The 17,820-nt window shown below is 63.1% G+C and carries 17 protein-coding genes; 7 read left to right on the top strand and 10 right to left on the bottom strand.

Annotated elements, in window-relative coordinates:
- Window positions 1-9 precede the first annotated feature (9 nt).
- From recF to ACWUKX_RS00455, 3 genes are all read left to right on the top strand, one after another.
- Window positions 10-1,176, top strand: a complete 1,167-nt coding sequence (recF, locus tag ACWUKX_RS00465; protein ID WP_456002883.1) for a DNA replication/repair protein RecF — start codon at window positions 10-12, stop codon at window positions 1,174-1,176.
- A 120-nt stretch (window positions 1,177-1,296) separates the two neighbouring features.
- Complete coding sequence (locus ACWUKX_RS00460) at window positions 1,297-2,052, top strand: molybdopterin-synthase adenylyltransferase MoeB (RefSeq protein WP_456004038.1); 756 nt, start codon at window positions 1,297-1,299, stop codon at window positions 2,050-2,052.
- A gap of 3 nt (window positions 2,053-2,055) precedes the next feature.
- Window positions 2,056-2,538, top strand: a complete 483-nt coding sequence (locus ACWUKX_RS00455) for a GNAT family N-acetyltransferase (RefSeq protein ID WP_456002881.1) — start codon at window positions 2,056-2,058, stop codon at window positions 2,536-2,538.
- Between the two features lie 28 nt (window positions 2,539-2,566).
- Here the strand turns inward: ACWUKX_RS00455 and ACWUKX_RS00450 are convergent, their stop codons facing one another.
- A complete protein-coding gene (locus ACWUKX_RS00450; protein WP_029356930.1) occupies window positions 2,567-3,568 on the bottom strand; it encodes a 2-hydroxyacid dehydrogenase in 1,002 nt (333 codons plus the stop codon).
- Between the two features lie 158 nt (window positions 3,569-3,726).
- Here ACWUKX_RS00450 and ACWUKX_RS00445 point away from each other — a divergent pair, with 158 nt between their 5' ends.
- Complete coding sequence (locus ACWUKX_RS00445) at window positions 3,727-4,284, top strand: SH3 domain-containing protein (RefSeq protein ID WP_029356932.1); 558 nt, start codon at window positions 3,727-3,729, stop codon at window positions 4,282-4,284.
- A gap of 79 nt (window positions 4,285-4,363) precedes the next feature.
- Here the strand turns inward: ACWUKX_RS00445 and irrA are convergent, their stop codons facing one another.
- A complete protein-coding gene (irrA, locus tag ACWUKX_RS00440; RefSeq protein WP_029356934.1) occupies window positions 4,364-4,795 on the bottom strand; it encodes an iron response transcriptional regulator IrrA in 432 nt (143 codons plus the stop codon).
- A gap of 241 nt (window positions 4,796-5,036) precedes the next feature.
- On the opposite strand from irrA, the gene fabA reads away from it, so the two are divergent.
- From fabA to fabI, 3 genes are all read left to right on the top strand, one after another.
- On the top strand, window positions 5,037-5,555 hold the full coding sequence (gene fabA / locus ACWUKX_RS00435) for a 3-hydroxyacyl-[acyl-carrier-protein] dehydratase FabA (RefSeq protein WP_456002879.1): 519 nt from the start codon (window positions 5,037-5,039) through the stop codon (window positions 5,553-5,555).
- Window positions 5,556-5,670: 115 nt separating this feature from the next.
- A complete protein-coding gene (gene fabB, locus ACWUKX_RS00430) occupies window positions 5,671-6,891 on the top strand; it encodes a beta-ketoacyl-ACP synthase I (protein ID WP_287159772.1) in 1,221 nt (406 codons plus the stop codon).
- 12 nt (window positions 6,892-6,903) lie between these two features.
- Window positions 6,904-7,716: an enoyl-ACP reductase FabI gene (gene fabI, locus ACWUKX_RS00425; RefSeq protein WP_456002877.1), complete on the top strand. Its 813-nt coding sequence runs from the start codon at window positions 6,904-6,906 to the stop codon at window positions 7,714-7,716.
- Window positions 7,717-7,821: 105 nt separating this feature from the next.
- On the opposite strand, the gene ACWUKX_RS00420 is transcribed toward fabI, so the two are convergent.
- The 8 genes from ACWUKX_RS00420 to ACWUKX_RS00385 all read right to left on the bottom strand — a co-directional run bounded on the left by ACWUKX_RS00420 (window position 7,822) and on the right by ACWUKX_RS00385 (window position 17,807).
- Window positions 7,822-8,835, bottom strand: coding sequence for a class I SAM-dependent methyltransferase (locus tag ACWUKX_RS00420; protein ID WP_456002875.1), 1,014 nt, complete (start codon window positions 8,833-8,835; stop codon window positions 7,822-7,824).
- A gap of 86 nt (window positions 8,836-8,921) precedes the next feature.
- Window positions 8,922-11,069 (bottom strand): polyribonucleotide nucleotidyltransferase, encoded by a 2,148-nt coding sequence (pnp, locus tag ACWUKX_RS00415; RefSeq protein ID WP_456002873.1) that lies wholly within the window; start codon window positions 11,067-11,069, stop codon window positions 8,922-8,924.
- 409 nt (window positions 11,070-11,478) lie between these two features.
- Complete coding sequence (gene rpsO, locus ACWUKX_RS00410; RefSeq protein WP_407660271.1) at window positions 11,479-11,763, bottom strand: 30S ribosomal protein S15; 285 nt, start codon at window positions 11,761-11,763, stop codon at window positions 11,479-11,481.
- Window positions 11,764-11,930: 167 nt separating this feature from the next.
- Complete coding sequence (corA, locus tag ACWUKX_RS00405) at window positions 11,931-13,025, bottom strand: magnesium/cobalt transporter CorA (RefSeq protein ID WP_456002871.1); 1,095 nt, start codon at window positions 13,023-13,025, stop codon at window positions 11,931-11,933.
- A gap of 44 nt (window positions 13,026-13,069) precedes the next feature.
- The gene (truB, locus tag ACWUKX_RS00400) at window positions 13,070-14,032 is read right to left on the bottom strand and encodes a tRNA pseudouridine(55) synthase TruB (RefSeq protein WP_456002869.1); all 963 of its coding nucleotides are present in this window, start codon (window positions 14,030-14,032) and stop codon (window positions 13,070-13,072) included.
- On the bottom strand, window positions 14,032-14,469 hold the full coding sequence (gene rbfA, locus ACWUKX_RS00395; protein ID WP_029356951.1) for a 30S ribosome-binding factor RbfA: 438 nt from the start codon (window positions 14,467-14,469) through the stop codon (window positions 14,032-14,034). The genes truB and rbfA overlap by 1 nt, the downstream gene beginning before the upstream one ends.
- A 123-nt stretch (window positions 14,470-14,592) precedes the next feature.
- A complete protein-coding gene (gene infB / locus ACWUKX_RS00390) occupies window positions 14,593-17,160 on the bottom strand; it encodes a translation initiation factor IF-2 (protein WP_029356952.1) in 2,568 nt (855 codons plus the stop codon).
- Entirely contained in the window at window positions 17,157-17,807 is a 651-nt protein-coding gene (locus ACWUKX_RS00385) for an RNA-binding protein (RefSeq protein WP_456002867.1), read from the bottom strand. The genes infB and ACWUKX_RS00385 overlap by 4 nt, the downstream gene beginning before the upstream one ends.
- Window positions 17,808-17,820: the final 13 nt, after the last annotated feature.

Raw genomic sequence — 17,820 nt, 5'->3', positions numbered from 1 at the left:
CTTGTTGTCATGACCGGAGTTGCGAAGCAGTCTGAGCGCGACCAGCAGACTCATATAAGTAAGCTGTCACTTACGAACTTCCGCAATTACGCAGCACTGTCGATCGACCTCGACCCCGGCGCCGTGGTTTTTTCCGGTGACAATGGCGCCGGCAAAACCAACCTGCTGGAAGCGATTTCCCTGCTGACGCCGGGTCGCGGCCTGCGCCGTGCACCTTATGCCGACGTGGCGCGTGAAGGCGGGGACGGCGGCTTTGCCATCCATGTCCGGCTCGATGGGCCGGACGGACCGATCGAGATCGGCACCGGCATTGCAGGCGGCGATGCCGCCGGCGAGGGCGGCCGGCGGGTGCGGATCAATGGCGCGGCAGCGCGCTCGGCGGAGGACATGCTGGAATGGCTGCGCGTCGTCTGGCTGACACCGGCGATGGATGCATTGTTCACCGGGCCGGCCGCAGACCGCCGGCGCTTTCTCGACCGACAGGTGCTGGCGATCGATCCGGGCCACGGCCAGCGCGCGCTAGACTACGAAAAAGCGATGCGCGGCCGCAATCGGCTGTTCGCCGAAGGCTCGCGTGACGGAGCCTGGTTCGATGCGATCGAGACGCAAATGGCCGAAACCGGTGTAGCGATTGCCGCGGCGCGTGCCGAACTGGTGCGCCTGCTCGCAGCCATGATCGACAGGCTGCCAAGCGCCGGCCCGTTTCCGCAAGCCGACATCGGCCTGTCGGGCACGTTGGAAAGCGAAGTCGGCACCACCGCGGCTGTCGATGTCGAGGAGCGGTTCCGCCAAGCGCTTGCCGAAGGCCGCGATCGCGACCGCGCCGCCGGGCGCACCCTCGACGGCCCGCACCGTTCGGATCTCGTGGTGCGGCACCGGCCCAAGGCGATGCCGGCCGAACTCTGTTCGACCGGCGAGCAGAAGGCGCTGCTGGTCGGCATGGTCCTGTCGCATGCCCGGCTGACCGGCGAGATGTCGGGCATGACGCCGATCCTGCTGCTCGACGAGATCGCCGCCCATCTCGACGGCGGCCGGCGTGCGGCGCTGTTCTCGATCCTCGAAGAGCTGAACTGCCAGGCTTTCATGACCGGGACCGATGCGGCGCTGTTTTCCAGTCTCAAGGGACGCGCGCAGTTCCTGACCGTCGATCATGGCATGGTTAGCCCAACCATTTGACTTCTTGGATATCGTTATCCCAAGACTGCTGCGCACCCTCTGGCCAAGCCCGAGGGCAGGCTTTGCGGGTGACGTGAATTGACGCCTGACAAGGTTTTTCTTCCGCTATATGGTCCGGCGATGATCACCACCACGCTAACCGACGAAGAACTCGAACGCTACGCCCGCCACATCGTGCTGCCCGAAATCGGCGGCGCCGGCCAGCAGCGACTGAAGCGTGCGCGGGTCCTGGTCATCGGCGCCGGCGGGCTGGGGGCTCCGGTGCTCGAATATCTTGCGGCCGCCGGCGTCGGCACACTCGGCATCGTCGACGACGACAGCGTCTCGCTATCAAACCTTCAAAGACAGGTGATCCACGACACCGACACTGTCGGCATGGCGAAGACCGACAGTGCCAAAGCGGCGATCGCCCGCATCAATCCCCACGTCGCCGTGGAACTGCACAATCTCAGGCTGACAGCGGACAACGCCCCAGCCCTCGTCGCCCGCTATGACATCGTCGTCGACGGCTCCGACAATTTCGAAACACGTTATGCGGTGGCCGAGGCCTGCGCCGCGGAAAGGCGACCATTGGTGCATGCCGCCGTCGGCCGCTTCGACGGCTCGGTGACGGTGCTGAAACCGTTCGAGACCGGCACAGACGGCAACCCGAATCCAAATTATCGCGATCTTTTTCCGGATCCACCGCCGGCGGGCCTGGTACCGTCCTGTGCCGTCGCCGGCGTACTCGGCGTGCTGACCGGCGTCATCGGGACGCTGCAGGCGATGGAGACGATCAAGCTGATCGCCGGCATCGGCGAGCCGCTGGTCGGCCGGCTGCTGCTTTACGATGCATTGACCGCGCGCTTCGACACGATCCGCTACAAGAGAAACTAGATCTTGGGCAGCCTGGTTTCCGCCGAGCAGCTTCCGGCCGATTTCGATCGTTGGGACGAGGTGCTGGCGCTGATCATGCGCGCCTTCGCCTCGATGGACGGCCTCATCGATCCACCATCCTCGGCGCATCGGCTCACGGTCGAGAATCTTCGGGACAAGGCCCGGCAAGAGACGGGCTTTGCGGCGCTGAAGGACGGCAGGATCGTCGGCTGCGTTTTTGTTCTGGAGCGGGCCAATGATTTCTATGTCGGAAAGCTCGCGGTTGAACCGGGCTTTCAGGGACAAGGCATTGGCAGGCAGTTGATGCAAGCGGTCGAGGATCTCGCCCGCAACCGCGGCAAGCCTGCGATCGAGCTTCAGACGCGGATCGAACTGACCGGAAATCACGCCGCCTTTGCCCGCCTCGGCTTTCGCGAAACGGAAAGGACGGCGCACAAGGGCTACGACCGTCCGACCTCGATCACCATGCGCAAGGTGCTCTCGTAAGCCCTCGCTGACTTAAGATGGAACCTCGTCACGTCCGTAGCGGCAGTACGCGATCCGGCGGCCGGTGGCCATCGAAGAAGGCGCGGATGTTGATGATCACCTTCTCGCCCATGTCGATGCGGCCTTCGAGCGTCGCCGACCCCATATGCGGCAACAGCACGACCTTGCCCTTGGCCGCGAGCTTCAGCAATTTGCTGTTCAGCGCCGGCTCATGCTCGTAGACATCGAGGCCGGCGCCGGCGATCTTGCCGTCCTGGATCAGCTTGACCAGAGAGTCCTCGTCGATGATGTCGCCGCGCGCTGTGTTGACGATGTAAGCGGACGGTTGCAGAAGCGCCAGCCGCCGCGCCGAAAGCAGATGGAAGGTCGCCGGCGTCGACGGACAATTGACCGATATGATGTCCATGCGGGCAAGCATCTGGTCGAGGCTTTCCCAGTAGGTCGCCTCCAGCTCATCCTCGACCGCCGGCAGCACGCGATGGCGGTTGTGATAGTGGATCGACAGGCCAAAGGCCTTGGCCCGCCGGGCGACGGCGGTGCCGATGCGGCCCATGCCTACAATGCCGAGGCGTTTGCCCCAGATACGTCGGCCGAGCATCCAGGTCGGCGACCAGCCGGCCCATTTCTTGTCGCCGGTCAGCACATTGGCGCCTTCCGCCAGCCGCCGCGGCACCGCCAGCATTAGCGCCATGGTCATGTCGGCCGTATCCTCGGTCAACACGTTCGGCGTGTTGGTGACGGAAATGCCCTTCTTCGCTGCTGCCGCCACATCGATCTTGTCGACGCCGTTGCCGAAATTGGCGATCAGCTTGAGGTTGTCGCCAGCCTGAGCGATCAGCGCTGCGTCGATATGATCGGTTATGGTCGGCACCAGCACGTCGGCTTCCTTGACCGCCGCGACCAGTTCCGGCTGCGTCATCGGCCTGTCTTCGACATTCAGCCGGGCGTCGAACAGCTCACGCATACGGGTCTCGACCGGGTCGGGCAGCTTGCGCGTGATGACGACGAGGGGCCTTTTTCTGCCTACCATTGTTTCCTCGAAACCCGACCTCGTTGAGACCTCTTTAACCAAGACAGGCGAAACTGCAGGCCGGTCGCGGTGCCAGTTCTCCATGTAACAAGAGGTTCCGCCGAAGACAAAGAAAAAGGGGCGCAAAGGCCGATGAGCCGGCGCCGAAAGGAATGAAAGTGTCTGGTTTCGCGTCGCTCCGCCTGGCCCTCAGCGCAGCATTTCTCGGCGCTCTCCTTTATTCCCCTCATGTGGCGGCACAGAATGCAGCAGCACCCGCCCAGAGCGCAACGCTCGGGCCGAGCGGCCTGCCGCTGCCGCGTTTCGTCAGCCTGAAAGCGGGCCGCGTCAACTCCCGCGTCGGACCAGGCGTCAACTATTCCGTCGACTGGATGTATATGAAGCCCGGCCTGCCGATGGAGATCATCCAGGAATTCGACACCTGGCGTCGTGTGCGCGATGCCGACGGCTCGGAAGGCTGGATCAACCAGTCGCTGCTTTCAGGCCGCCGCACGGCGATCGTAGCACCCTGGCAGCGGGGCAAAGATGCCCGAGTCAACCTTCTCGACGACCCGGAAAAGGATGCCAGCATCGTCGCGATCATCGAGCCGGGCGCCATGGGCACGATCAAGTCCTGTGACGGCCAGTGGTGCGAGATGACCTTCAACGGCCACACCGGCTGGCTCGCCCAGTCGCTTGTCTGGGGCGCCTATCCGGGCGAACGGGTCAAGAACTAACCTCTTCTTGGCGGTTCGGGATCACGGTCGAGAGGCAGGTACAGCCGAGACGGTATCTCACGGCCTCATGAAGCGCCAATCAGTCGCGGCGTTTGGGGCGCAGTCTCACCACGATGTCGACATTGGCGATCTCCATGCCTTCCGGCGGCTCCGGCAGGTTGGAAACCGTGACAGGACCGCTGGCGATATCGAAGATCCTGTTTTCACCTTCAATGTAGAAATGGTGATGATCGGAGGTGTTGGTGTCGAAGTAGGTCTTCGACCCCTCGACGGCCAGGATGCGCAGAAGGCCCGCCTGGGTGAATTGATGAAGGGCGTTGTAAACGGTGGCGAGCGACACCGGCACGCCGGCGGCGATCGCCTCCTCGTGCAGTTCCTCAGCCGACAGATGGCGGTCGCCCTTGGCGAAAAGCAGATCGGCCAGCGCAATGCGCTGACGCGTCGGCCTCAGGCCAGCTTCGCGAACCCGCTTGTCCACAGCAACATTTTCCTTTCGGCAGCCCAGATCCATCTATCCGTCCAAGCTCACAGTTTCGCCTCAAGACATGCACAGAATGGCAAAAAACGAACATCGACCGAAACTGGGCACCCCCGACATATATTCTGTCGGCCGAATACGATCAATAGCGCGCATTGACCCAGGCAGACGGGCAGGTTAAGCGCAAACGCCGGTTTCCGGCCTGAAATAGATTGTGTTAGGAAACCAACGACAAGGGCGCGCTACCGCCCGGACGATTACGGGGACGAGATTGATGGCGGTTTCGAAATCCAGCTATGATTACGAAGAACTGCTTGCCTGCGCCCGCGGCGAGCTGTTCGGATCTGGAAACGCCCAGCTCCCCTATCCGCCGATGCTGATGTTCGACCGCATCACCGAAATCAGCGAGACGGGCGGTGCCTTCGACAAGGGCTTCATTCGCGCGGAATTCGACATCAAGCCGGACCTGTGGTTTTTCGCCTGCCATTTCATCGGCAATCCCATCATGCCGGGATGCCTGGGCCTCGACGCCATGTGGCAATTGACGGGATTCTACCTCGGCTGGCTCGGCGAGCCGGGCAAGGGCATGGCGCTCTCGACCGGCGAAGTGAAATTCAAAGGCATGGTGACGCCGTCGGTCAAGAAGGTGGAATATGGCGTGGACTTCAAGCGCGTGATGCGCGGGCGGCTGGTGCTTGGTATCGCCGATGGCTGGCTGAAGGCGGATGGTGAACCCATATACGCAGCAACGGATCTCAAGGTGGGTCTGTCCAAGCAATCGGCCGCCGCCTGACCGGCGCCTCCACAGCGCCGCGAGTCCGCGGCACGCGCAAAGGAAGCTGTAGAACTTAATTTGCGCATGATCCTTGTCCGACAAGTTTCGGGTCATGCGCTGGAAGGAGTTGCGAATGAGACGGGTCGTAGTAACAGGCCTCGGCATCGTGTCGTCGATCGGCAACAATGCCAACGAGGTGCAGGCCTCGCTCCACGATGCCAGATCCGGCATCAGCTTCTCCGATTCCTTCGCCGAACACGGTTTCCGCTGCCAAGTCTGGGGGGCGCCGACGCTCGACCCCTCCGCGCTGATCGATCGTCGCGCCATGCGCTTCTTGTCGCAAGGTGCGGCCTGGAATCATGTCGCCATGGACCAGGCTATCGTGGACGCTGGACTTGGCGAGAACGACATCACCAATGAGCGCACGGGTATCGTCATGGGATCGGGCGGACCATCGACCCGAACCATCGTCGAAGCCGCCGAAACCACGCTCAAGAATGGCAGCCCCAAGCGCATCGGCCCGTTCGCCGTGCCGAAGGCGATGTCGTCGACCGCTTCGGCGACACTCGCCACCTGGTTCAAGATCCACGGCGTCAACTATTCGATCTCTTCGGCCTGCTCGACCTCGGCGCATTGCATCGGCAATGGCTACGAACTGATCCAGTGGGGCAAGCAGGACATGGTCTTCGCCGGCGGTCATGAGGATCTCGACTGGACGATGTCGGACCTGTTCGACGCGATGGGCGCCATGTCCTCCAAGTTCAACGACCGGGCATCGGCCGCCTCCCGCGCCTATGACGTCGATCGCGACGGCTTCGTCATTGCCGGCGGCGCCGGCGTGCTGGTCCTGGAAGAGCTCGAGCACGCCAAGGCGCGCGGCGCCAAGATCTACGCCGAGGTCGTCGGCTATGGCGCGACCTCCGACGGCTACGACATGGTGGCGCCCTCGGGCGAAGGCGCGGTGCGCTGCATGCGGCAGGCGCTGGCGACCGTCTCTTCGCCGGTCGACTACATCAACACGCACGGCACCTCGACGCCGGTCGGCGACTCCAGGGAAATGGGCGCGATCCGCGAGGTGTTCGGCGAAAACATGCCTTTCATCACCTCGACGAAATCACTGACTGGCCATTCGCTGGGTGCGGCCGGCGTGCAGGAATCGATCTACTCGATCCTGATGATGCAAGGCGGCTTCATCGGCGAGAGCGCCCATATCGAGCAGCTCGATCCGGAATTCGAGGGCATGCCGATCGTGCGTGATCGCATCGACGATGCCAGGATCGACACCGTTTTGTCCAACTCGTTCGGTTTCGGCGGCACCAACGCAACGCTGATTTTCCAGCGCTATTCCGCATAAGGATTGCCGATTATGGACGGATTGATGAAGGGCAAGCGCGGGCTTGTCATGGGTGTCGCCAACGACCATTCGATCGCCTGGGGCATCGCCCGGAAACTGTCCGAACATGGGGCAGAACTCGCCTTCACTTATCAGGGCGAAGCCTTCGGGCGCCGGGTCAAGCCGCTCGCCGACAAGCTCGGCTCCTCGCTGGTCGTCCCTTGCGACGTCGAGGACAGCGCATCGGTTGCCGCTACCTTCGAGACCTTAGGCGAGGCCTGGGGCGGGCTGGACTTCGTCGTCCACGCCATCGGCTTTTCCGACAAGAACGAGCTGAAGGGCCTTTACGCCGACACCAGCCGCGACAATTTCGTCCGCACCATGGTCATCTCCTGCTACTCCTTCACCGAGGTCGCCCGTCATGCCGCCCCGCTGATGAAGGGCAGCGGCTCGATGATCACGCTGACCTATGCCGGTTCCGTCCGTGTCATGCCGAACTATAACGTCATGGGCGTGGCCAAGGCCGGGCTGGAAGCCAGCGTCCGCTATCTCGCCAACGACTACGGCCCGCGCGGCATCAGGGTGAACGGCATATCGGCGGGACCGGTGCGGACGCTGGCGGGCGCCGGGATTTCCGATGCGCGCCACATGTTTTCCTACCAGCAGCGCAACTCGCCGCTGCGCCGTACAGTGACCATCGACGAAGTCGGTGGTTCCGCGCTCTACCTCCTCTCCGACCTGTCGTCGGGCGTCACCGGCGAAATCCACTATGTCGATTCCGGCTACCACATCGTCTCGATGCCGGCGCTCGACGAGCTGAAGCGGACCGACAACGTACGAGATTAATTCGGCCCGTAAAAATGCGGCGGCCTTGCCGGCAAGCAGACTGGTCGAAGAGCGCGGCCATCGATTCGCGAACCACGCCTTGCCAATCTGCACCTGAACTCCGCTTCAGCGGCGCGCCGCGAGAACCTTGAACATCCCGTCGCGGGCGATCTCGGCATGGCTGGAGAAGGCGGCCGCCAGCACCGGCTCGTAGGGAAGCTGACGGTTCGCCACCATGAACAGCCGCCCACCCGGCTTCAGCGCCTTTGCCGCGGCGCGGATCATGCCGGCACCGATCTCCGGCTCGGCCGCCCGGCTGCGATGGAAGGGCGGGTTCATGACGATGGCGTCATAGCGCCGCTCGACCGGCTCGCTCAAAAGATCGATCCAAAAGAAATTGGGTTCCGCCGCTGTATTGCCGATATTGCCTTTCGCCGCCTCCAGCGCATCGAACTCGGCCTCGTAGAGATCGAGCGCCGATATGCCACGTGAGCGGGCGACGACCTCGGCCGCCACATAGCCCCAGCCGGCGCAGAAATCGGCAACGCTGCCACGCAGATCGTTAGGCAGGTTGTCCACCAGCAATTTCGAACCTGTATCGATCTTGTCGAAAGAGAACATGCCTGGCGCGGTGCGGAACCGGGCCTCGAGCAGAAGGGTTGGATTGGCGGCGCGAAGCGCTGCCGCTACCGCGGCGTTGGCCGGTCGACGGAACCAGAAGGCGATGCCGTGATGCTTCGGCAAATGGCCGTCGAGCGGCACAAGCTCGCCGATGCGCTTGCGCAGGCTGGCAATGCCATCGTCCTTGGCGCCGGCGACGACAATCGATCCGTCCGGCCTGACACGCTCTATCGCCTCGGCGATGCGCAATTCGTTTTGCCCGCGATGACGGCCGGCAAGCACCAGTGCCGCATCGAAACCTTCGCCCTCCAGGCGCGGCGTGACCGTGAAGCCCGACCCCTGCAGCACGCGAAAATGCTGGCGGAAGCCTTGCACCAGATGCAGTGCTGCATCGAAGCCTTCTGGCAGGCGGAAACCCGGTTCGGCGCCGAGAAAGAGGACACGCTCGCCCTTACGCGGCAGGGAGACAGCCTCGGCCTCGAACGGATGGAACAGTGTCTTCAGCGGCTCGGCGGACATTCTTCGATCCAGAAGTGCTGCTTGCTTTGAAAATGAAAACGGGCGCGACATCCGCCGCGCCCGCTTCGATTGTACCGTCAGATCGCTCAGGCGGCGTCTTCTTCGCCTTCGGCCTTCTTGTCGCGGGCGATTTCCTTGCCGGTGGCCTGGTCAACGACCTTCATCGACAGGCGGACCTTGCCGCGCTCGTCGAAGCCCATCAGCTTGACCCAGACCTTGTCGCCTTCCTTGACGACGTCAGAAGTCTTGGCGACGCGGTCATTGGCGAGCTGCGAGATGTGGACGAGGCCGTCACGCGGACCGAAGAAGTTTACGAAAGCGCCGAAGTCGGCGGTCTTGACGACCGTGCCCTCGTAGATCTCGCCGACTTCCGGCTCGGCGACGATAGTGTGGATCCACTTCTTGGCCGCCTCGATCTCCTTGGCGTTGGACGAAGCGATCTTGACCGTGCCGTCGTCCTCGATGTTGATCTTGGCGCCGGTCTTTTCGACGATCTCGCGGATGACCTTGCCGCCCGAGCCGATCACGTCGCGGATCTTGTCGGTCGGGATGTGCATGACCTCGATGCGCGGCGCGAATTCGCCGAGTTCGGAACGCGCGCCGGAGAGCGCATGGCCCATTTCGCCGAGGATATGCTGGCGGCCATCCTTGGCCTGGTCCAGCGCGATCTTCATGATCTCCTCGGTGATGCCTTCGATCTTGATGTCCATCTGCAGCGAGGTGATGCCGTTGGCGGTGCCGGCAACCTTGAAGTCCATGTCGCCGAGATGATCCTCGTCGCCGAGAATGTCGGAGAGCACCGCGAAGCGCTCGCCTTCCTTGATCAGACCCATGGCAATGCCGGCGACCGGCTTGGCCAGCGGCACGCCGGCATCCATCAGCGCCAGCGAGGTGCCACAGACGGTGGCCATCGACGACGAACCGTTGGACTCGGTGATCTCCGAGACGACGCGCAGCGTGTAGGGGAACTGGTCTGATGTCGGCAGCATCGGGCGGATCGCGCGCCAAGCCAGCTTGCCGTGGCCGATTTCGCGGCGGCCGGGCGAACCCATGCGACCGGTTTCGCCGACCGAATAGGGAGGGAAGTTGTAGTGCAGGAGGAACTTCTCCTTATACATGCCGGTCAGCGAATCGACGTACTGCTCGTCTTCGCCGGTGCCGAGCGTGGCGACGACCAGCGCCTGGGTCTCGCCCCGGGTGAACAGCGCCGAGCCATGGGTACGCGGCAGGACGCCGACTTCGGAGACGATCTTGCGGACCGTCTTCAGATCGCGGCCGTCGATGCGCGAACCGGTGTCGAGGATGTTCCAGCGCACAACCTTGGCCTGGAGCTCCTTGAACACGGTGCCGATCTGCTCGGACGTGTATTTTGCTTCTTCGCCTTCTGCGGGTGCGAACGCAGCCTTGACCTTCGCCTTCACGGCGTCCACGGCGGCATAGCGCTTCTGTTTGTCGGTGATCTTGTAGGCGTCGCGAAGCTCGCCTTCGACGATCTTCAGCATCTCGGCTTCAAGCGCCGAATAGTCTGGCGCGGTGAAATCGCGCGGGTCCTTGGCGGCGACCTCGGCCAGCTTGATGATTGCGTCGATCACCGGCTGGAAGCCGCGATGGCCGAACATGACGGCGCCGAGCATCAGATCCTCGCCGAGCTCCTTGGCTTCGGACTCGACCATCAGCACGGCGTCAGAGGTGCCGGCAACGATCAGGTCAAGCTTTGATTCCTGCATCTCGTCGACATGCGGATTGAGCACGTATTCGCCGTTGATGTAGCCGACGCGGGCGCCGCCGATCGGGCCCATGAAGGGGACGCCGGACAGCGTCAAGGCCGCCGAGGTGGCGACGATCGACAGGATATCCGGATCGTTTTCGAGATCATGCTGGACGACGGTGATAACGATCTGCGTGTCGTTCTTGTAACCGTCAGCGAAGAGCGGCCGGATCGGACGGTCGATGAGACGGGAGACCAGCGTTTCCTTTTCGCTCGGGCGGCCTTCGCGCTTGAAATAGCCGCCCGGGATCTTGCCGGCGGCATAGGTCTTTTCCTGGTAGTTGACGGTCAGCGGGAAGAAATCGAGGCCGGGCTTCGGCTCCTTCATCGAAACAACGGTGGCGAGAACCTTGGTTTCGCCGTAGGTGGCGAGCACCGCGCCGTCAGCCTGGCGCGCAATCTTGCCAGTTTCGAGGATGAGCGGACGGCCGCCCCATTCGATTTCCACTTTGTGGTGATTGAACATGTCTTGTCCTTCATATGCGGAAAAGGCCGCGCCGTTTCACCGTGCGCGAGTGCCCCTTTCCCTTGGCTTCGTTTCTCGGGCAGCCACGGGCAAGACAACGGGAAGCTCGGGTAAATCCGGCGCGGCTGCCGGGCGAGCGTCCTGCAATCCTGCCCCATGACCGTCCATGGGCGGTTTCGAATGGCCCCTGTGCTATCTCGAAACCGGGTCTGGCCAGTCGATTCGACTGACCTTGCGCGTGGCCCCGAAAACCGCGGCTCTCGGAAAATGCCTTGCACAAATTCAAAGTTTCAGAGCGTCCTATTTGCGCGTCCAAATCGATGCGCGGCGCTCTACTTTCTTCATTAGAGCAATGGACTGCTCCAATGCGCGACCGGCGGGCTCTCGAAAGAACCCGCCGGCCAATTGGTCAACGGCGCAGACCGAGCTTCTCGATCAGCGTCTGATAGCGCGCGTCATCCTTGCGCTTGAGATAATCAAGCAGGCTGCGGCGCTGGGAGACGAGAGCGAGCAGACCACGGCGGGAATGGTTATCCTTCTTGTGGTCCTTGAAATGGTCGGTCAGGTTCTTGATGCGCTCGGAAAGGATGGCCACCTGAACTTCCGGAGACCCGGTATCGCCCTTGGCGGTTGCGAATTCACCCATCAATTCCTTCTTGCGCTCGGCAGTAATCGACATCGTGTTTTTCCTTATCTGTTTGAGGAAACGGGACGCCCTCGGCCGGGATGTCGTCCAGCAGGGGCCGGTGCAAGCAAGGTGTCATTGCACGATGCTGCGGCGCATATACTGCAATTCAGGCAAAAACACCAGCCCAATTCACAAGCCGGCTTTTTGCTGCATAAACGAAGATTTCCCTTCGGCTAAAGCCACTTCTTCCATCTGAAGAAAGCGACGAGCCCGAGCGCGACAACGGCCATGAACACGAGCGCCGCCGGATAGCCGTATTGTGCCTTCAGCTCCGGCATGTTCCATGGCGAGGTTTCGGGATCGAAGTTCATGCCCCACACGCCAGCGAGAAAGGTGAGCGGGATGAAGATCACCGAGACGATCGTCAGATAGCTGATGACATCGCTGGTGCGTGCCTGGCTCAGCGAGACATGCATCTCGATCAGACCGGTCAGCATGTCGCGCTGGGTCTCGACCAGTTCGATGAGCCGAAGCGAGTGATCGAGCGTGTCGTTCAGGAAGATCTTGGTCTCGGGCCTCACGTAGGACACGTCGTTGCGGATCAGCGTCGCCAGCGCATCGCGCATCGGCCAAAGTACCCCCTTCAGCACATTGGCGTCGCGCCGCAACTCGTGAAGCCGCCGCATCTGGTGCTTGTCCGCCGCGCGCAGCATCTGGTCCTCGATGCTGTCGACCAATTCGCCGGCAGTCTCGATCGGCGGGAAATAGCTGTCGACAATGGCGTCGATCAGCGCATAGGCGAGATAGTCAGCGTCGCGTGCGCGCAGCCGGTTGGGCATCGAGCTTTCGATGCGCTTGCGCACGGGATCGAACGGATCGCCTTCGCGCTCCTGGAAGGTGACGACGAAGTTCCTGCCGAAGAAGACCGCGATCTGCTCGTAACGATGCGCGGTGACGTCGTCGATCATCCTGACGACGACGAAGGCATGGTCCTCAAAGAAATCCACCTTCGGCCTCTGGCCGGTGTTGACGACGTCTTCCAGCGCCAGCGGATGCAGGCTGAAAATCCGGCCGATCTCCTCAATCAGCGGGATGTTGGCGAGACCGGTGCAATCGAGCCAAATGACCGGCCATGCGTGGCAATGAGCGTTGACGTCGTCGATGCTGGCATTTTCGATTGTCTCGAATTTGTCGGGCGACATCAGTGTCAGTCGCAGTTCGCTGCGCCGCGCCGCCGGGTCGGCGATTAGTGTGCCGGGTGATGCGCCGACCGGCGGCCGCCTTGCAGTCACCGGCGCCCGCTTCTTGATTGTCTCGGCCTTTGCCATGTGCCCCTCGGATGCTGCGTCTGATCGAGATTAGACGACGGGACTCACCCGGCAAAGACCCGCTTCGGCTTGAACATGCCTTGCTCGATGGCGCCGATGGCGACCAGCTTGCCGCGCGCCGTAGCGCAGGCTTCCTCGGCTTCCACTGGCGCGTCGCGGCCACGGATGATGACCGGATTGCCGAGGCGGATTTTTGTTGCAGCGTCGTCGCTGATCGCGATCTGCGGCAGGCAGTCGAGCGCGGCTGATGTGTCGACCAGAAGCGCGTCGATGGCGTCGAAATCGACCGGCACCGTGTCCGCTGAATCCGAACGTTCATCGCCCTGCTCGCCGAAGCGCGCGGTTTCCAGCTCGGCGATGGTGACGAAGTCTTCCTGCGTGAACGGCTCGACTTCGATTCGGCGCAGTTCGGCGATGTGACCGAAACAGCCGAGGTCGCGGCCCATGTCGCGGGCCAGCGAGCGCACATAGGTGCCCTTGCCGCATTCGACCTCGAAAATGGTGCGATCAGCATTGTGCTCGATCAGGTCGAGACGGCCGATCTCGACTTCCCGCGCCGGGATGTCAACCGTCGCGCCGTCGCGGGCAAGGTCATAGGCGCGCTCGCCTGCGATCTTGATGGCCGAAAACTGCGGCGGCGTCTGCATGATGACGCCGGTGTATTTCGGCATCAGCAAAAACACATCGGCTTCAGCCGGACGCCGGTCGGAGCTTTTCGTCACCGGCCCTTCGAGGTCATCGGTCGAACGCTCCTCACCCCAGGCAACCGTGAAGCGGTAGACCTTGGCGCCATCCTGGACATAGGGCACCGTCTTGGTCGCTTCACCGAGCGCAATCGGCAGCATGCCGGAAGCGAGCGGGTCGAGCGTGCCGGCATGGCCGGCCTTTTCCGCCTGGAACAACCATTTGATCTTGGAGACAGCCTCGGTCGAACCCATGCCGACCGGCTTGTCCAGCACTAGCCAGCCGGAGATCGGCCGACCCTTCTTCTTGCCGCGACGCGCCACTATTTTTCGTCCTTGTAGTTGCCTTTGTTCTGGTCGCCAATCTGGGCGTCTGGGCCGAGATCGCGCGCCACTTCGGGCGAGTGCAGCAATTCGTTGATCTTCTGGAAATTGTCGTAGCTGGTGTCGAGCCGGAAGCGGAACTCGGGCATGTACTTCATCTGCCGAAGCGCGCCGGAAACGCGGCCGCGCACGAATTTCGCGTGCTTGTTGAGCGCCTCGACCACCGCATCGGCATCGCCAGCGCCGAGCGGCGAGACGAAGGCGGTAGCGATCTTCAGATCGGGCGACATGCGCACTTCCGAGACCGAAACCACTGCGTTCTCGATCAACGGATCCAGGATCTCGCCACGCTGCAAGGTTTCGGACAGCGCATGGCGCACTTGTTCGCCGACGCGCAGCATGCGCTGGGATGGACCTGACGTGGTTGAACGGGGCATTTTTCTCTATCCTGAAATCGTGAGGCACGGGATGGGACCGCGCCGCATGTCTCATATGCTTTGGGCGGCAGCCTTTCGACCACCGCCCGGTCTCAGTAGATGCTCAACTCAAGACGCTCGAACTCAGAGCGTCCTGGTCACCATCTCGACGCGGAAGCACTCGATGACGTCGCCGACGCGCATGTCCTCGTAGTTCTGGAAGGCCATGCCGCATTCCTGGCCACCCGGGACCTCCGCCACTTCGTCCTTGAAGCGCTTCAGGGTCTTCAGCGTGCCTTCGTGGATGACGACATTGTCGCGGATCAGGCGAACGCCCGCACCGCGCTCGACCTTGCCTTCGGTGACACGGCAGCCGGCGATCTTGCCGACCTTGGTGATGTCGAAGATCTCGAGGATCTCCGCATTGCCGATGAAGGTCTCGCGACGCTCCGGCGACAGCAGGCCCGACAGCGCCGCCTTCACGTCATCCACGAGATTGTAGATGATCGAGTAGTAGCGGATCTCGATTCCTGCCGCCGCGGCAGCCGCGCGCGCCTGCACATTGGCGCGGACGTTGAAGCCGATGATTGCGGCACCCGAGGTTTCCGCCAGCGACACATCGCTTTCGGTGATGCCGCCGGCGCCCGCATGGACGATGCGCGCACGCACCTCGTCGGTGCCGAGCTTGTCCAGCGCCGCGTTGATCGCCTCGATCGAGCCCTGCACGTCGCCCTTGATGACCAGCGGGAATTCCTTCAGCCCGCTCGTCTGCAGTTGCGACATCATCTGTTCGAGCGAGCCACGCTGGCCGGCATGCTTGGCCACCGCCTTCTCGCGCGCCAGACGCTGACGATATTCGGTGATCTCGCGGGCGCGGGCTTCATTGTTGACCACGGCGAAGCGGTCGCCGGCCTGCGGGGTTCCCTGCAGACCGAGCACCTCCACCGGCATCGCCGGCGGCGCTTCCTTGATTTGCCCGCCGCGGTCGTTGACCAGCGCGCGCACCCGGCCCCATTCGTTGCCGGCAACGAGGATATCGCCGGGCATCAGCGTGCCGGTCTGGACCAGCACGGTGGCGACGGGGCCGCGGCCCTTGTCGAGCTGGGCTTCGATGACGACGCCCTCGGCGGTGCGGTCCGGATTGGCCTTCAGGTCGAGGATTTCGGCCTGCAGCAGGATCGCTTCGAGCAGCTTGTCGAGATTGGTGCCCTTGGTCGCCGACACTTCGACGTCCAGCACCTCGCCACCCATCGATTCGACGAAGACTTCGTGGCGCAGCAGTTCCGAGCGCACCTTCTGCGGGTCGGCGTCATGCTTGTCGATCTTGTTGATCGCCACGATGATCGGAACGCCGGCCGCCTTGGCATGGCTGATCGATTCGATCGTCTGCGGCATCACGCTATCGTCGGCCGCCACCACGAGGATGGCGATGTCTGTAGCCTGAGCGCCGCGGGCGCGCATCGCCGTGAAGGCGGCGTGGCCGGGCGTGTCGATGAAGGTGATCTTGTGACCGTTCTTCTCGACCTGATAGGCGCCGATATGTTGGGTGATGCCGCCGGCCTCGCCGGACACGACATTTGCATTACGGATGGCATCGAGCAGGGACGTCTTGCCGTGGTCGACATGGCCCATGATGGTCACCACCGGCGGACGCGGCTCGAGATCTTCGGGACGATCGGCGATGTTGAAGAGGCCTTCCTCAATGTCGGACTCGGCGACGCGGCGAACCGTGTGGCCGAATTCGGTGGCGACCAGTTCGGCCGTGTCGGCGTCGATGACGTCGCCCGGCTTCAGGATCTGGCCCTGTTTCATGAAGAACTTGACCACATCGACGGCGCGCTCGGACATGCGCTGCGCCAGTTCCTGGATGGTGATGGTTTCGGGCAGTATCACTTCGCGCATGACTTTCTCGCGCGGTTCGTTATGCAGCGCGCGCTTGAATTTCTCCTGGCGCCGACGCATCGACGACAGCGAACGCGCACGCGCATCCTCATCGGAAAGTGCGGCATTCAGCGTCAGCTTGCCGCGGCGGCGATCTTCCTCGCCTTTGGTCGGCTTAGCCGGGCGTGCCACTTCGGGCGTGACCGGACGGCGCACCGGGGCACCGGCGCCGGTCCGCTTCGGCTTGATGTCCTCGTCGTCGACTGTCGCCAGTTCGGCGGCCAGCGGCGCGCGGCGACGCGCCTCTTCCTCGGCACGCCGGCGGGACTCGGCCTCGGCCTGCAGCCGGGCTTCTTCCTCGGCCTGGCGGCGCGCGGATTCTTCGCGCTCGCGACGGCGGCGCTCTTCATCCTCGGCGCGGCGCTTGGCCTCGTCGATGGCGCGCTGGCGATCCTCGACATCGCGCACCTTCGAACCCTCAAGGGCCCGGCGGCGCGCCTCCATCTCATTGCGCGACAATTCGTTCAGCACCATGCCGCCGCGTTCGACCGGCGGCGGAGGCGGCGGCGCCTTGGGCGCTTGCTGCACAACGGGCGCTGCCGCGACCGGCGGCTTCGGCGTGAACACGGACACAGGGGCAGCGGCCGGCTCCGGCTTGTCGCCGGGCAGCGAGAACTTGCGCTTCTTAGTCTCGACCACGACCGCCTTGGTGCGGCCATGCGAGAAGCTTTGGCGCACGGTGCCCTGTTCCGTACCGGGGCGCTTCAGCGTCAAGGTCTTCTTCGGCGTCACACTCAACGTCTTGTCGTCGCCCGATTTCGTATCGCTCATTCCATATCCTCTGCGGCATCATCTTCGTCAGCAACGGCCGCAAGCATTGCCAGATCGTCCGGGGAACCGCCCCGATACCGGTCGAGCGCAACCATGCGCTTCTGGACCGCCCTGCCCGCGTCTCCCGCGAGAACGGCAGCATGTATCACATTTGTACCCCCCAATGCCAAGCTCAACTCGGCCTCGGAGAAAAGTTTGTAGGCGAGGATGGCGGGGCCGCCAAGGTGGACGGTTGCCCGTCGCGCCTGGCGGATCTTGCGGACGCCGTCATCTGACGCTTCGGTCGCATGCAACACGAAAAGCGCCAGCCCACCACGCACCGCGCTCTCGACCTTGATGGCGCCGAGCGCGATCGCACCTGCCTTGCGGGCAAGACCGAGCATGCCCAGAGCGGATCTGGAAAGCAGCCCGTCAACCATGCCGCCGAGATCGGTCGGCACAGTCACCTGCGCCTTGAAGGCGCGAGCGAACAGGTTTTTCGCTGCCGCCTTGTCGATATGTAGGCGGTCGGCCGTCACCCAGCAACCGCGGCCGGGCAGGTTTTTCTTGATATCCGGAACGACGGCCGAATCCGGGCCGACGACGAAGCGGATCAATTCATCCGGTTCGGCCTGTCTGCGCGTGACGATGCAAGTGCGATCGTTCATCTCGTCCAAGGGC

Source organism: Mesorhizobium sp. f-mel, from assembly GCF_053850215.1.
The sequence above is the reverse complement of the archived record's forward strand: the minus strand, read 5'-3'. Positions and strand labels throughout refer to the sequence as shown.

Coding starts and splice junctions, on each gene's coding strand:
- fabA (WP_456002879.1), top strand. CDS start 5,037: ATGGCGGTTTCGAAATCCAGCTATGATTACGAAGAACTGCTTGCCTGC.
- fabI (WP_456002877.1), top strand. CDS start 6,904: ATGGACGGATTGATGAAGGGCAAGCGCGGGCTTGTCATGGGTGTCGCC.
- ACWUKX_RS00460 (WP_456004038.1), top strand. CDS start 1,297: ATGATCACCACCACGCTAACCGACGAAGAACTCGAACGCTACGCCCGC.
- infB (WP_029356952.1), bottom strand. CDS start 17,160: ATGAGCGATACGAAATCGGGCGACGACAAGACGTTGAGTGTGACGCCG.
- ACWUKX_RS00420 (WP_456002875.1), bottom strand. CDS start 8,835: ATGTCCGCCGAGCCGCTGAAGACACTGTTCCATCCGTTCGAGGCCGAG.
- irrA (WP_029356934.1), bottom strand. CDS start 4,795: ATGGATCTGGGCTGCCGAAAGGAAAATGTTGCTGTGGACAAGCGGGTT.
- ACWUKX_RS00450 (WP_029356930.1), bottom strand. CDS start 3,568: ATGGTAGGCAGAAAAAGGCCCCTCGTCGTCATCACGCGCAAGCTGCCC.
- rbfA (WP_029356951.1), bottom strand. CDS start 14,469: ATGCCCCGTTCAACCACGTCAGGTCCATCCCAGCGCATGCTGCGCGTC.
- pnp (WP_456002873.1), bottom strand. CDS start 11,069: ATGTTCAATCACCACAAAGTGGAAATCGAATGGGGCGGCCGTCCGCTC.
- corA (WP_456002871.1), bottom strand. CDS start 13,025: ATGGCAAAGGCCGAGACAATCAAGAAGCGGGCGCCGGTGACTGCAAGG.
- fabB (WP_287159772.1), top strand. CDS start 5,671: ATGAGACGGGTCGTAGTAACAGGCCTCGGCATCGTGTCGTCGATCGGC.
- recF (WP_456002883.1), top strand. CDS start 10: ATGACCGGAGTTGCGAAGCAGTCTGAGCGCGACCAGCAGACTCATATA.
- ACWUKX_RS00385 (WP_456002867.1), bottom strand. CDS start 17,807: ATGAACGATCGCACTTGCATCGTCACGCGCAGACAGGCCGAACCGGAT.